The sequence below is a fragment of the Streptomyces gobitricini genome (assembly GCF_039532985.1).
GTDB classification, from domain to species: domain Bacteria; phylum Actinomycetota; class Actinomycetes; order Streptomycetales; family Streptomycetaceae; genus Streptomyces; species Streptomyces gobitricini.
In genome coordinates this window covers 142,147-156,573 of the sequence record NZ_BAAASR010000030.1, presented here as the reverse complement: position 1 = coordinate 156,573, position 14,427 = coordinate 142,147, and the positions used below count along the sequence as shown (strand labels likewise).

The 14,427-nt window shown below is 73.0% G+C and carries 11 protein-coding genes; 2 read left to right on the top strand and 9 right to left on the bottom strand.

Translation table 11 applies throughout. The features are described 5' to 3' along the window. Window positions 1–130 precede the first annotated feature (130 nt). On the top strand, window positions 131–2,044 hold the full coding sequence (locus ABD347_RS25405; RefSeq protein WP_344365441.1) for a DUF2264 domain-containing protein: 1,914 nt from the start codon (window positions 131–133) through the stop codon (window positions 2,042–2,044). Window positions 2,045–2,285: 241 nt separating this feature from the next. On the opposite strand, the gene ABD347_RS25400 is transcribed toward ABD347_RS25405, so the two are convergent. The 6 genes from ABD347_RS25400 to ABD347_RS25375 form a co-directional block, all read right to left on the bottom strand. Next, on the bottom strand, window positions 2,286–5,021 hold the full coding sequence (locus ABD347_RS25400; protein WP_344365439.1) for an exo-rhamnogalacturonan lyase family protein: 2,736 nt from the start codon (window positions 5,019–5,021) through the stop codon (window positions 2,286–2,288). Window positions 5,022–5,156: 135 nt separating this feature from the next. Beyond that, window positions 5,157–5,720, bottom strand: coding sequence for a hypothetical protein (locus tag ABD347_RS25395; RefSeq protein WP_344365436.1), 564 nt, complete (start codon window positions 5,718–5,720; stop codon window positions 5,157–5,159). 4 nt (window positions 5,721–5,724) lie between these two features. Continuing rightward, window positions 5,725–6,579 (bottom strand): carbohydrate ABC transporter permease, encoded by an 855-nt coding sequence (locus tag ABD347_RS25390; RefSeq protein ID WP_344365434.1) that lies wholly within the window; start codon window positions 6,577–6,579, stop codon window positions 5,725–5,727. Continuing rightward, window positions 6,576–7,577, bottom strand: a complete 1,002-nt coding sequence (locus tag ABD347_RS25385) for a carbohydrate ABC transporter permease (protein WP_344365432.1) — start codon at window positions 7,575–7,577, stop codon at window positions 6,576–6,578. Before ABD347_RS25385 ends, ABD347_RS25390 begins: the two co-directional genes overlap by 4 nt. After that, the gene (locus tag ABD347_RS25380; protein WP_425575762.1) at window positions 7,577–8,809 is read right to left on the bottom strand and encodes an ABC transporter substrate-binding protein; all 1,233 of its coding nucleotides are present in this window, start codon (window positions 8,807–8,809) and stop codon (window positions 7,577–7,579) included. The genes ABD347_RS25385 and ABD347_RS25380 overlap by 1 nt, the downstream gene beginning before the upstream one ends. A gap of 299 nt (window positions 8,810–9,108) precedes the next feature. Next, window positions 9,109–10,125: a LacI family DNA-binding transcriptional regulator gene (locus ABD347_RS25375; RefSeq protein ID WP_344365463.1), complete on the bottom strand. Its 1,017-nt coding sequence runs from the start codon at window positions 10,123–10,125 to the stop codon at window positions 9,109–9,111. 163 nt (window positions 10,126–10,288) lie between these two features. Between ABD347_RS25375 and ABD347_RS25370 the strand changes: the two genes are divergently transcribed. Next, window positions 10,289–11,527, top strand: coding sequence for an ABC transporter substrate-binding protein (locus ABD347_RS25370; protein ID WP_344365428.1), 1,239 nt, complete (start codon window positions 10,289–10,291; stop codon window positions 11,525–11,527). On the opposite strand, the gene ABD347_RS25365 is transcribed toward ABD347_RS25370, so the two are convergent. From ABD347_RS25365 to arfA, 3 genes are all read right to left on the bottom strand, one after another. Next, window positions 11,521–12,498, bottom strand: coding sequence for an arabinan endo-1,5-alpha-L-arabinosidase (locus ABD347_RS25365; protein WP_344365425.1), 978 nt, complete (start codon window positions 12,496–12,498; stop codon window positions 11,521–11,523). The genes ABD347_RS25370 and ABD347_RS25365 overlap by 7 nt on opposite strands. Then, on the bottom strand, window positions 12,495–12,638 hold the full coding sequence (locus tag ABD347_RS25360; RefSeq protein WP_344365423.1) for a hypothetical protein: 144 nt from the start codon (window positions 12,636–12,638) through the stop codon (window positions 12,495–12,497). Before ABD347_RS25360 ends, ABD347_RS25365 begins: the two co-directional genes overlap by 4 nt. Window positions 12,639–12,815: 177 nt before the next feature. Further along, a complete protein-coding gene (gene arfA / locus ABD347_RS25355; RefSeq protein WP_344365421.1) occupies window positions 12,816–14,381 on the bottom strand; it encodes an arabinosylfuranosidase ArfA in 1,566 nt (521 codons plus the stop codon). Between the last annotated feature and the right edge of the window lie 46 nt (window positions 14,382–14,427).

Below are 14,427 nucleotides of genomic sequence, written 5' to 3'. Positions count from 1 at the left end.
CGGCCCGCCGGCCCCGGGGCGGCGGTCCCGCCCGTCCCGCAGGCCCCGCCGGTCCCGTACGCCCCGCCCGGCCCGTGTGCCACGTACGCCCGGTACGCCCGGTACGCCCGGGCAGGAGGGCGTACCCCGCATGAGCGGGCGCCTGCGACTGCCTCCCGACGACCGGGAGCCGAGCCCGTACACCGGATTCACCCGCGTCCACTGGGAGGCGGCGGCCGACGGGCTGGTCCGGGCCGCCTGGCGCTGGGCGACGCCCCGCGGGGCGCTGCTGGACCTGCCGGGACGGCCGTCCGTCTCGGGGGTCCGCTCCGACGGGCTGGAGGGGTACGCGCGCACGTTCCTGGCGGCCGCGTTCCGGGTCGCGGGCGCCGGTGGCGAGGACCCGTACGGGCTGCTCGGCCGGTACGGGGACGGGCTGGCCGCCGGGACGCGCACGCCCGGCCGCGAGGACGCCGAGTCGTGGCCGCTGATCCTCGGCCACCGCGTCCAGGGCCAGCCGATGGTCGAGTCCGCGTCCGTGGCTCTCGGGCTGCGGCTGACCCGGCCGTGGCTGTGGGACCGCCTCGACGGCGACGTACAGGACCGTGCCGAACAGTGGCTGCGCGGTGCGCTGCGGCACACCCCCGCCCCGAACAACTGGTACCTCTTCCCGCTCACCGTCGCCGGGTTCCTCCAGTCCGTGGGGCGCGGGGACGCGGAGACGGACCGGGCGGTCGAGCGGGCCCTGGAACTGCTGGAGGGCTGGTACCGGGGCGACGGCTGGTACGCGGACGGCGACGGCCGGGCGTTCGACCACTACAACGGCTGGGCCCTGCACCTGTACCCGGTGCTGCACGCCCACTTGGCGGGCGACCAGGCGCTGCCGGCCGTGTACGGGCCGCGGCTGCGCGAGCACCTGGAGGGCTTCTCGCTGCTGTTCGGCGGCGACGGGGCGCCGGTGTACTTCGGGCGGTCGCTGACGTACCGGTTCGCCGCGGCGGCCGCGGTCGGGCTGGGCGCGCTGACCGGGCACACCCCGCTGGCACCCGGGGTCTCCCGGCGGCTGCTGAGCGGCTGCCTGCGGTACTTCCTGGACCGGGGCGCGGTCGACACCCGCGACGGGCTGCTGACGTCCGGCTGGCACGGTCCGCACGGGCCGACACTCCAGTCGTACTCCGGCCCCGCCTCGCCGTACTGGGCCTCCAAGGCCTTCGTGGCGCTGCTCGTCCCGGCGGACGATCCTCTGTGGACGGTACGGGAGGAGGCGGCGCCCGCCGAGCGCGGCGACCGCGTGCTGGCGCTGCCCGCGCCGGGGCTGCTGGTCCAGACGACCGGCGCGGACGGCGTCGCCCGGCTGCACAACCACGGCAGTGACGCCCTGCCGCCGTTCGCGGGAGACACCGCCGAGGGGCACGACGTGCTGTACGGGCGGCTCGCCTACTCCACCCGTACGGGGCCGTCCTCGGCCGCCAACGCGCCCGACAACCACCTGGCCGTCGAGGTCGGCGGGGTGGCGTCGGCGCGCTGCCGGATCCGGCCGCTGGGCGCGGGACACGGGGACGGCTGGGGCTGGGCCGCCTCGTGGCACCGGCCGGTGTTCCCGGCCGGGCCGCCGATGGTGCCGGGGCTGCGGGTGGAGAGCGTGACGGTGGCCCGCGGCCGGTACGAGCTGCGGGTGCACCGTTTGGTGGGTCTGCAACGCGGGGCCCGGGTGCGCCTGTCGGGCTGGGCGACCGGCCCGGACGAGCCGCTCACCTCGCAGTTGCTCGGCCTGCACGGGTGGGAGGAGGCGGACGCCGAGCGGCTGCGCGCCCCCGCGGGCACGGCGTTCACCCGCTGGGCGGTGCTCCCCCGGCTGACCGCCGCGCCGTCCGAGGTGGGCGGCACGGTCGTGCTGGTGGCGCTGGCGTCCCTGACGGCGGCCCCGGGCGCGGTACCGCTCGAGGGCACGGCGTCCGTGGAGCGGGCGGACGGCGAACTGGTCGAGGTGCGGTGGGCGGACGACGGGGCGCTCACCCGGATCGCGTTCACCCCGGCGCTGACGGTCACGCGCGTGCCCGGGTGAGGGCGCGGCCGGGGGACCTCGGCGAACGCCGGGCCCGGGTCACGCGCTGCTGGACCGGAGGGCGGAACGACCACGGTGCCGGCGGTGGGCCGCGGCTCGCGGCCGTGCACGGCGGTGACCGGGAGGTCGGGTCCGGTGCGCCCCGGCCGGCCGTCGGCAAGCGGGCGAGCGCCTCGTGGCGGGTCGCCGGCCGACCGGTGTCCCGCCCCGCCCCGGCAACCGGCGGTGGGGCGGGGCGGGTTCAGCGCGGGATCCTGTCGCCGATCAGTGCCAGGTTCTGGATGGCCGCCAGGCCGAACAGGGCCGTGGTGTTGGTACTGATCCACAGGTGTTCGTAGCCGGGTTCGAGGGCGGCGGGCCCTTCGACGGGTGTCTTGTCCCACTTCATGGCGGTGGTGTACCCGTCGCTGTTCAGGAACTTCTGCCAGGCGCGCGCCGCCAGTCGGTCGTCCCGCAGCTGAGCCGCCGCGTAGGCGTCCTGGCGCGAATGGCCCTGGAAGAGCAGCAGATTGCCGAAGTGCGAGCCGTACCGTGCCGTCTGTTCCGCCTTGGTGGCGTTGAAGTAGCGGCAGTAGTCCAGCCAGGCGTCCTTGAACGCGGGCAGGTCGATCAGGTCGATGAGCTCGGCGCACATCTCGACGAGCCCGAACATGGCCGACAGGTGGGAGACGCCGACGACCGGCTTGTCCGCGACCGCGAAGCGTCCGGTGTCGAGGTCGTACAGGCCGGTGCCCTGGACGAAGCCGTTGGGCTGGGCGGCGATGGTCTCCATGGTGGAACGCAGCCGTGCCTCCGCCTTGGCGGCCTTGGGCCCCCGGCGTTCCCACTCGGTGAGCCAGGCCGCCGCCAGGCCGCTCCAGTCGGTGCCGAAGCCGATGGACAGGGCGTTGCGGTCCGGGGTGTAGGGCTCGGTGCGGATCTTGCGGATCGGGTCGAGGACGAGGAACGTCTCGTCGGAGTCGACCAGGTCGCGCATGAGGTCGCCGACCCGCTCGTCGGCGGTGAGGAAGTAGTACGGGCGGCGGTAGACGGCGGTCGAGATCCGCTGCTGCTTCGCGCTGCACGCGAAGTGCTGTACGCCGTGCCGGGTGCCGAGCCCGGCCCACTTCCCCAGGTGGTACACGTCGACCTCGCCGGTGTGGCGGGTCATGGCTTCGGCGAACCGGAAGACGTCGGCGCGGCCGGAGCGGAGATAGGCGTACCAGAGCCACAGGTCGGGCGAGAGTTCGGAGTTGTCCCAGGCGTAGCCGCCGACGTCGTACCGCCACTGGTGGCGGTCCTCGTCGTAGGTGTGCATGATGTCGCCGTAGTCCCAGAAGCCGTACCAGCGGCGTTGCTCGACCTGGTCCTTGTAGTAGGTGAAGAGGAAGTCGAGCTGGTCCTCGATCCTCGCCTTCGCGGGTACCGAGCGGTCGACGGGTGAGAACAGGCCGCCGAAGACACCCGCGCGGGCGAGGTCGGCGGGGCTCGCGGCGAGCTGGGGAGGGGTGCGGACGGCGGCGGCCTGGGCGACGAGGGCGTCGGCGGACGGGGTGGCGGCGTTGGCCCAGAACATCAGCTCGCTGGTGCGGGCGATGCCGTAGGGGGTGCCGAACCCGGGCTCGTAGTCCTCGTAGGTGATGTTGAGGCCTTCGAGCTGCTCGGGGTGGGTGTCCTGGCCCATGCCGTCGTGGTAGAAGCGCAGGTCCATGGGCTGCGCCTCGGGCGACCAGAGCCACAGCGTCACCTCCGCCTCGTCTCCGGCCGCGCCCCGGATGTCGAGTTGGGCGGGGTGTTTCTCCCAGAAGTCCCGCAGTCCGAACGAGAGTCCGCCGCCGGCCCCTCCGACGTACCCGAAGCCGCTCGCCCGCCCGCCGCCCCCCGCCGTGATCCAGCCGTGGCCGGGGCCGGTGCGCTTGCGGAGGGTGAAGCCGTCGGCGGACAGCTGGGCGAGGGTGTAGTCACCCCACCGCGGAACGTATGCCAGGCGGCTGGTGACGCGCTGGTCCCAGGTCGCCGGGTCGGGCAGCTTCTCGCCTCTGACCTGTGCGGCGCGGACGGCGGCACCGGGGTCGCGGCGCAGCCCGGTGATCCCCTGGACGGCCTCGGTGAGGAAGCCCTCGCCCTCGCCCGCGATGCGGATGTGGCGGTCGTACGCGGCGTCGCGCATGGGCACGGTGAAGCGGACGCCGAGGCCGCGGATGAAGTCCTTGTCCTGGTCGCCGTCGTAGGTGATGGTGTGGACCATGCGGAACGACTCGGCGCCCGCGTAGAAGTACAGCCGTACGCTGAACGGCAGCCAGCGGCGGCGGCCCTTGCGGTGCTTGCCGTCGACACGGACGACCGCCCGTACGGGGCCGCGCTGTTCGACGGTCGCGCCGCTGATCTCGCCGTCGAACCGCTCCCACTTGGCGTTGCCCTGGTCGCCGTCGTCGAGGTCGCCCTGGCGCAGCAGGACGAGCCGCCCGTCGGTGGCGATCCTGGTCCCGTCCCGGGTGACGGACTCGACGAGCTTCTGGCCGTCCTTGGAGACGACGGCCCTGACCGTGCCGGTGTCGACGGTGATCCGGCGGTCGGTCTCGGTGACGGTGACCTGTCGGGCGGTGGCGGCCGGGGCCCCGGCGGTGAGGGTGAACTTCCCGGTCCCGGCCGCCTCGGGGCCGACCGCGTGGGCGGTCCACTTGAGGGAGCCGTCGGGCCAGTAGGCGGTGGCCCAGGTCTGTACGGGGACGCTCCGCCCGCCGTCGGCCGTGGTCAGGGTGAACGTCTGCGCGGCCGGGTGGGCGCCCTTGGGCCACGGGACGCCGAAGGTGGAGCCGGGCGCGGCTCCGAGCCCGCCGGGTTCCAGCCAGCCGACGCTCACCGGCGCGTCCCCCGCGGGGGCGGCGGCCGGGGCGGCCGCCCGGGCGGTGTCCTGGCCGAGCGTCCAGCTGAACTGTGCGGCGGCACCGGCGGCCGCAGCGGCCTTGAGGAGGCCTCTGCGCGCGATGGGAGTCATGGGTGTCCTTTCCGTGTACGTGCTGCTCCGGGCGTACGGGGGTGCCACGGAACCGTGGCGTGGGGGTGCCGTGGGGCGGGTCCGGCCGGCGGGGGCGGCCTGTACGGCCCGGTCGCCCCCTTCCGCTGCCGCTGCTCAGACGGGTGCTCGCCGCTCCAGCGCGAGAGCCGCCGCCGTGACGATGCCGAGCGCGGGTGCCGCGAGCGGCAGGGCGAACCACGCCGACGCCGCGACGACGGCGAACCCGCACACGAGCAGGAAGGAGCCCGCCGGGTCCCGTACCGTCCGCCGGACGGCGACGGCGGTCAGCGCCCGCCAGGAGGCGTCCGGCCGCCACGCCACGGCCGCCCGCAGCCCGGCGACGGCGAGGGCGAGCAGCGCCAGCACCCCGACGGCGCCGGCGAAGGTGCCGCCCGGCAACCCTCCCGCCCGTACGACCGCCAGGTCCGCCGCCACCAGGGCGAGCGCCGCCCATCCGGCCAGCCCGGCGAGCCAGCCGCGCCGGGCCGCGGCCCGCACGTCGGCCGCGTACTCGCGGAGCCCGCCGCGCTCGTGGGCGAGGTGGCGGCGCAGGTGGGCGGCGCCTGCGGCGACGGCCGCGGGCAGGGTGACCAGCGGCAGCGACGCGAGGGCGATCCACACGCCGGTGAGCAGGCACTCGGCGAAGACCCCGAAGCGCACCAGGCGCAGCGTCCGCATCGGCTCAGCCCTTCAGACCCGAGGTCGCCATGCCGTCGATCAGGTAGCGCTGGAAGGCCAGGAAGAACAGCAGCACGGGCAGCAGGGCGACCAGCGACATGGCGATCATGCTGCCGTAGTTGGCGATGCCGTCCTGGTCCACGAACATCTTCAGACCGAGCGAGACGGTGTACTTATCGGGTTCGTTGAGGTAGATCAGCGGGCCCATGAAGTCGTTCCACGCGTTGATGAAGGTGAAGATCGCGCTGGTGATGAGCGCGGGCCGGCACAGCGGCAGCACGATCGACCAGTAGATGCGCAGGTGTCCGCAGCCGTCCAGCCGGGCCGCCTCGTCCAGCTCCTTCGGCAGACCCCGCATGAACTGCATCATCAGGAAGACGAAGAAGGCGTCCGTGGCGAGGTACTTGCCGAGCAGCAGCGTGGTGTAGGTGTTGATCAGCTCCAGTTTCTGGAACAGCACGTACTGCGGGATGAGCAGTACGTGGTACGGCAGCAGCAGCGTGCCGATCATCAGCGCGAAGAGCAGGCTCCGCCCGGCGAACCCGATCCGGGCGAAGGCGTAGGCGGCGAGCGAGCAGGAGACCAGCACGCCGACGACCGAACCGAGGGCCAGGAAGAGGGAGTTGCCGAAGAAGGTGGAGACGGGGATGTCGGCGATGCCGTCGGCGAGGCGCCGGTAGTTGTCGGTGAGGGGGTTCGCCGGGAACAGCTCCAGGCTGCCGACGATCTCGTCGTTGGGTTTGAACGAGCCGCCGATCACCCACACCACGGGGTAGAGCACCACCGCCAGGACGGCGAGCGACCCGAGGTGCCAGGCGAGCGATCCGGCATGCCGGCGCGGGGACGTCACGGCGCTCATCGGGCGGCCTCCTCGTAGTGCACCCAGCGGCGCTGGGACCAGAACAGCACCGCCGTCACCAGGCCGACCGCGAGGAGCAGCATCCAGGCCATGGCGGAGGCGAAGCCCATGCGGCTGTTCTCGAAGCCCTGGACGTACAGGTAGCAGGTGTAGACGAGTGTCGCGTCGGCGGGGCCGCAGGTGCCGCCCTGGCCTCCGAGGATGTACGCCGAGCCGAAGATCTGGAACGAGTGGATGGTCTCCAGCAGGACGTTGAAGAAGAGCACCGGCGAGATCATCGGCAGGGTGATGTTCCAGAACCGGCGCCAGGGCCCCGCCCCGTCGACCTCGGCCGCCTCGTACAGCTCGCGCGGCACCTGCTTCAGGCCGGCCAGGAAGATCACCATGGGGGCGCCGAACTGCCAGACGGTCAGCGCCACCAGGCTGTAGAGGATCCAGTCCGGGTCGCCCGTCCAGCCGCCGACGTCCACGCCGAACAGGGCGCGCTGGGCGCGGTCGACGATGGCGTCGTCCGAGAAGATCGCCTTCCAGACGATGGCGACGGAGACGCTGGCCCCGATGAGGGAGGGCGCGTAGAACGCGGCCCGGTAGAAGGCCTGTCCGCGGCGCTTCTGGTTGAGCAGCAGCGCCACGCCGAGCGCGGCGGCGAGCTTGAGCGGGGTGCCGATGACCACGTACCAGAGCGTGACCTCGACCGACGTCCGCCAGCGGGGGTCGGCGAACATGTCGGTGAAGTTCTTCAGGCCGATCCAGCGGGGGGCGTCGAAGAGGTTGTAGTCGGTGAAGGCGAAGTAGAGCGAGGCGACCATCGGGCCTGCCGTCAGGAGCAGGAACCCGGCGATCCAGGGCGACATGAAGAGGTAGCCGGCGAGGTTGTCGCGCCGGCTCCGTCGGGTGCGGGGCCCGGTGGTGGCGACGGGGGGCGCCGGGGGTTCGGCCGTGGCCTTCGCGGGGGGTCCCGGTGAGGCCGTGCGGTGCTGTGTCACGGTGCTTCCCATCAGGACCCCAGGGCCGTCTTCGCCTCGGTGAAGAACTGCTCGACCGCTTCGGCGACGGACCGCTTGCCCATGGCCATGTCCTCGGCGACGCGCAGGAAGGCCGCTTCGGCCACGTCGGCACCGGCCGGGTGCGGGGTGATGGGCTCCAGTACGCCGGTGTCGACGAGCTGCTGCTCGTAGGCCGCGATCTGCTTGTTGACCTCGTCGGTCGGGGTGAACGCCTCGTACTGCGCCGTGGTGGCCGGTACGCCGCGGTCGTAGCCCATGATCTTCGCGACCTCGGGGTCGTGGACCATGAAGTCGATGAACCGGGCGACCTCCTCGGGGTGCCTGGTGCGCCGGGAGGCGCTCAGCATCAGCGACCCGAGGTACTGGCCGGTCCTCTTGCCGTCGGTGGTGGGGATCGGCGCGAGGCCGTACTGGCTCTTGCCCTCGGAGGTGTAGCGGATGGTGAAGTTGTCCCAGGTGAACTCGGCCGCGGCGAGTTCACCGGCGACGGCAGACTTGGGCTTGATCTGGGCGACCTTCTTGGGGTCCGCGTGGATGCCGGACCGCACGCCCGCCCGGGCCGTGGTCCACCAGTCGGTGAGATCGGCCTCGGTGAAGCCGAGTCCGTCCTTGGTGAAGAAGGCCTTGCCGTGCTGGCGCAGATGGAGGTCGTACAGGTACATGACGCCGTACAGGCCGCTGTCTCCGGCGCGTCCCTGGGTGTCGCGGATCTTCGTCATGGCCGCGTTGAACTCGCCCCAGGTCCAGCCGGGTCGCGGTGTGATGCCGGCCTTCGCGAACACGGCCCGGTCGATGACGAGCGCCATGGAGTTGGAGCCGACCGGGACGCCCAGCAGCTTGCCGTCGACCTCGCCGAACTTCTCCAGGCCGGCGCGGAAGCCGCGCATGCGCAGGTTGCCGGCGTCGGCCTGCTGCCGGAGGTCGAGGAGCACGTTCTTCTCGTCGTACTTGCGCAGGAAGCCGATCGCGTTCTGGAACACGTCCGGCGGGTTGCCGCCGGAGGCCTGCGTGTTGAACTTCTTCCAGAAGTCGAGGTAGGGCTGGAAGTCGGTCTTGACCTTGATTTTCGGGTGCTTCTTCTCGAAGAGCCGGATCGTCTCGTTGATGCGCTTGGCACGGTCGTCCGACCCCCACCACGCGTACCTGATCGTGACGGTGCCGTCGCCGCCGCCCGAGCCGCTTCCGGAGCCGCAGCCCGCCGCCGTCAGGCCGAGAGCGGCCATGGAGCCGCCCGCCACCTTCAGCAGGCCGCGCCGGTCAACAGTCCCATTGGTACGCACAGTTCGTCCTCCAGCGCGCTTTGAATCGTTTTAGGAAAGCGCTTGCCGAGACAACGTAAGGACCACCGCCGGGTACGTCAACGGTTCGGACGAGATCCGTCGCCCCGGGGGAAGCGCCGGGCGCGGCGAGCGCGGGCGGCACCGGGCCGGAGCAACGGCGGGCAGGTGCGGGTGGCCCCCCGGGGGGCCGGGCGGTGTTCGCGGGTGGCGCGGTACGCCACCACGGGGGGCGGCGGGGCGCGTCAGGGGTGGCGCGGCGGCATGCTGGAGGCACGGACGACCAGTTCGGGCCGGAGCACCACGCGCCGGTGCTCGTGCCGGCCGGCATCCTCGCCGGTCTCCTCGATGAGCAGTTCGGCGGCCATCCGGCCCATCCGGTGCGCGGGCTGGCGCACCGAGGTCAGCGGCACGGCCGCGGCGGCGGCGAACTCGATGTCGTCGTACCCGACCAGCGCGATGTCCCCGGGCACCGACACCCCCGCGGCGAACAGCGTCTGCAACACGCCCAGCGCCAGCAGGTCGTTGGCGCAGAACACCGCCGTAGGGCGGGGCGACATGCCCAGCAGCCGGGCACCCGCGTCGCGCCCGGACGCCACGTCGAGGCGCTCGGTGTCGACGCGCACCAGGGCGCCGGCCGGCAGCCCCGCCTCGGCGAGCGCGCCCAGCGCCCCCTCCCGGCGGTCCTGGACCTGCGGCAGGTGCGGCGGTCCGCCGACGTACACCAGGCCGCGGTGCCCGCCCTCCAGCAGGTGCCGGACCGCGAGCGCCCCGCCCTCGACGTCGTCCACCGAGACGGAGCACGACTCCTCCCCGGCGGCGGTGCGGTCGACCAACACGTACGGGATGCCGTGCCGGCCGAACGCCCTGAGGGTGTGCCCCTCCGGGTCCGCGGGCGTCACGAGCACCCCGCGGACCCGCTGCTCGGCGAAGAGGCCCAGGTACTCGGCCTCCTCGGCCGGGTCCTGGGCGCTGTTGCAGAGCATCACCCCGAGTCCGGCCTCCCGGGCGGCACGCTCGGCGCCGGTGGCGAGGTCCACGAAGAAGGGGTTGGCCATGTCCAGGACGAGCAGCGCGATGATCCGGCTGCGGCCGGCGCGCAGCTGGCGCGCCGACTCGCTGCGGACGTAGCCGAGCAGCTCGATCGCCGCCTGGACGCGCTCGCGCGTGGCCCGGGCGACCGTCTCGGGACGGTTGATGACGTTGGACACGGTGCCCACCGAAACGCCCGCCCGCTGCGCCACGTCCTTGATGCCCACCATGCGCCCCACGCCGCGCACCCCTCTCGGTCCTCTGCCACCCGTTCCGCCGCCGGACCGGAGGCTTCATCGTAGGAGGTCGCCGCCACCCTGTCATGAATCGATTCACACCACTCGTGGTGGCGGCCCTGCGTGACATCCGTCCCGCCGGGGCGTTGTGCGGGTCATGGATCGGACGAACGACGAAGAGGAACGGATGCCGGCACCCGGGTCGCCGGCCGTGGGCCGGGCGGCCGCGGGCGGGGCCGCCGTGGCGGTGCCGACGGTGGGCGTGGTCGTCGCGCGCACGGGCCGGCTGGCGCGGCTGGGGGATCCGCTGGCGTACGTGATGGACCTGCTGGCGCCGAAGCTGCGCGGGCGGCTGCGCCTGGTGGGCCGCGACAGCCGGTCCACCGCCGAGGGCGCGCGGCGGGCCGTACGGGAGCTGGTGGAGGTGGAGCGCGCGGGGATCGTGCTGACGCTGGCCGGCACGGAGGTGCTGCCCGCGGTCGCCGACGCCTGCGAAGAGGCGGCCGTCCCGTGCCTGTCGAGCACCTTCCCCTGGCAGGTGTACTACCACGGCGGCGCGCGGCGGCGCTGGACGTACCACTTCTGCTGGGGGCTCGACGACATCGCGGAGACCTTCGCCGACCTGTGGGAGGCCGCCGGCGGTACGGAGCGGACGGTCGGGTGCCTGTGGAACGACGGTCCGCAGGGCAACTGGTCGCGCCACCGGACGCATGGCTTCCTGCCCGCGGCACGCGCGCGTGGCCACCGCCTGGTGGACCCGCCCGGGTACCGGGAGCCGGCCGAGGCCCTGGGCGCTCATGTGGCGGCGTTCCGGCAGGAGGGCGTGGACATCGTCACGAGCGCGGCGACCGGCGCGGACCTGGGCGTGTTCCGCCGGGAGGCCGCCGCACGGGGGCTGCGGCTCCGGCTGATCACCTGCTCGCGGTGGCTGGCCTATCCCCCTGCCGCCACCGGTCCGGCCGCCGAGGCGCCGCAGACGAACGTGGCGACGCTGGTGTACTGGACCCCGGCCCACCCGTACCGCTCGTCCATCGACGGCACGACCGCCGCCGAGCTGGCCGAGGGGTACGAGCGGAGCACCGGCAACCAGTGGCTCCAGCCGCTGGGGCTCGCGTACGCCCTCGTCGAGGTGGCCGCGCACGCCCTGGCCACGGCCGGCGACCCGGCGGCCCCCTCCTCGGTCGCGGCCGCGCTCGGGGCCACGCGGCTGGAGACCGTCGCGGGCCCGCTGGACTGGACGTCCGGCCCCGTGCCGCACATCGCCACGGTGCGGCTGGCCGGCGGGCAGTGGCAGCGGGGCCGCCGGCATCCGTACGAGCTGGTGGTCGTCGACGACCGGGGGGTGGAGGGCCTCCCGGTCGGCGGCGAGCTGGTGCCGCTGGACGCCGGTCAGTAGGCGACGGGCCACCCGCTGCTCCAGTCGAGGAGGTTGACACCGAGCTTGGGCGTGCCGTTGTCCTGGCCGTCGTAGTAGTGGTAGACGAGCAGGTCCCCGTCGCCGTCCGCCATGACCGACTGGCCGCCGGGGCCGATGTAGCGGCCGTGGCTCTCCAGGACGGGCGTACCGCCGTTGTTCAGCAGGCTGACGCCGTTCCTGTCGTGGTACGGCCCGGTGACGCGGGTGGCGCGGCCGACCTTGATCTTGTATGTGGAGCTGGTGCCCGCGCAGCAGGTGTCGTACGACGCGAAGAGGTAGTAGTACCCGCCCCGCTTGACGATGTACGGCGCCTCGACGGCCTTGGTTCCGGTGGGCCGGGAGGCCAGGGAGTGGCGGGTGGTGTCGCCCGTGTGCCGCTTCCCGGTCGCCGGGTCCAGCCGGATCATTTTGATGCCGGTCCACCAGGAACCGAAGGACAGCCACCATTTCCCGTCGCCGTCGACGAAGAGGTTGGGGTCGATGGCGTTGTGGTCGCTGGAGGAGGTGGAGGTGTACACGGGCCCGCGGTCGGTCCAGCTGCCCGGCAGCCCGGTGGTGGAGGTCGCCAGGCCGATGGCGGAGGTGTTGGAGCCGAACGACGAGACGGAGTAGTACATCAGGTACCGGCCGCCGTGGTACGAGATGTCCGGCGCCCACACGTCCGAGGTGCTGTTGTAGTTCCGCCACCAGGTGGGGCGGGTGGGGAACGCGGAGCTGTTGCGGCTGAAGTGGACGCGGTCGGTGGACGTGCGCAGTTGGAGGCCGTCGCCGGTGGAGTACAGCAGGTACTGGCCGGACGAGGTGCGCAGCATGGCCGGGTCGTGGACGACGATGTCGCCGGTGACGCGGCCGGGGCCCGGGTAGGCGTGGGCGGCGGACGGGGTGAGGGCGAGGAGGACGGCGGCGGGGAGGGCGAACAGCCGGGCCGTACGGGCGCGTGTGCGGCTCACAGCTCCCCCGTTCCGGCGCCGGCGGTCGCCGGGGCGGCGACGGAGCCGATGGGCGCGGTCTCGGCGGCGCCCGCGGGGCGCGGGAGGGCCGGGGCAAGGGCGGTGGTGGCGGCGGTGAGGTGGGACCGGTTGGTACGCATGGGGATGCGTCCCTTCGTGTCAGGGTGAATGGGGATTGTTCAACCATCTGACCGTTGTTCGGAGTTTCGACCAGGAGTGGGGGCTCTCAGGTCGTGCGCACGAGTTGACGGACCTCGGTCACAACTCTGAACGGAACGTAGAATCGAAGTGGTGTACGCGTCAACGTGTCGCGTCGGCTACTTCCGGCCATCCGATGGCCGGGGCCCCTCCCCCGCCGCTCCGAGCCGGATGACGTTCCACGACATCGGCTCCAGTACGGCGCGCAGGACGCCGTCCGTCAGGGTGGTCGTCGGCACGGCGTGCGGGGTGACGCGCTCCGGGTCGTCGAGGGTGTTGCGGGCGTCGGGGTCGGCGTCGGCGAGCGCGGAGTGCTCCACGACGCGGGTCAGGTCCAGCCCGCGCAGGGACACTTCGAGCGGGAGGGGCGCGTGGCGGTCCCGGTTGACGGCGAACACGGTGACGGCGCCGTCGTCGCCGCGTACCGCCGTGGCGTGCAGCAGCGGCACCTCGCCGTACGCGGCCGTCGTGTACGTGGGTGAGTCGACCCGTACGTCCAGGACGCGGCCCCGCCCGTGGCGGGAGGCCTGGGCGAACGGGAAGAAGGTGGTCTGCCGCCAGGCGGGCCCGCCCGGCTCGGTCATGATCGGGGCGATGACGTTGACGAGCTGGGCGAGACAGGCGACGGTGACCCGGTCGGCGTGCCGCAGCAGGGCGATGAGCAGGGAGCCGAAGACGACGGCGTCGGTGACCGAGTAGCTGTCCTCCAGCAGGCGCGGGGCCTCCGGCCAGTCGAGGGGCTGGGTGGCGGCCTGGTGCTGGTAGCGGCTGAGGTACCAGACGTTCCACTCGTCGAACGAGAGGTTGATCCGCTTCGAGGACTTCAGCCGCGCGCCGACGTGGTCGCAGGTGGCGACGACCTCCTCGATGAAGGCCTCCATGTCGACGGCGGAGGCGAGGAAGGAGTCCCGGTCGCCGTCCCGTTCCTCGTAGTAGGCGTGGAGCGAGATGTAGTCGACGTCGTCGTACGCCTCGGCGAGTACGGTCGCCTCCCATTCGGCGAAGGTCTCCATGGAGCGTCCCGAGCTGCCGCACGCCACCAGTTCGACGTCCCGGTCCATCTGGCGCATGGCGCGCGCCGTCTCGGCGGCGAGCCGCCCGTACTCCCGGGCCGTCTTGTGGCCCAGCTGCCAGGGGCCGTCCATCTCGTTCCCGAGGCACCACAGCCGGATGCCGTACGGCTCCTTGTCGCCGTGGGCGACGCGCCGCTCGGACAGCTCGGTGCCACCGGGGTGGTTGGCGTACTCCTGGAGGTCGAGCGCCTCGGCGACACCGCGCGTGCCGAGATTGACTGCCATCATGGGCTCGGCGTGCGGCCCGATCTTCTTGAGGAAGGCCATGTACTCGGCGAGCCCGAAGCGGTTGGTCTCGGTGGAGCGCCAGGCGAGGTCCAGTCGCCGGGGCCGCTGCTCCACCGGGCCGACACCGTCCTCCCACCGGTAACCGGAGACGAAGTTGCCGCCGGGGTAGCGGATGGTGGTGACGCCGAGTTCGCGGATGAGGGCGAGTACGTCGGTACGCAGCCCGGCCTCGTCGGCGGTGGGATGGCCCGGCTCGTGGATGCCGGTGTAGACACAGCGGCCGAGGTGTTCGACGAACGAGCCGAAGAGGCGGGGGTCGACCTCGCCGACGGCGAAGGCGGGGTCGAGGGCGAAGCGGGCGGCGGGGCCCGTGGGGGCGGTCATGGGGTTCCTTTCCGGGGTCGGTGCGTGGAGGCGCCGGCGCAGGGGC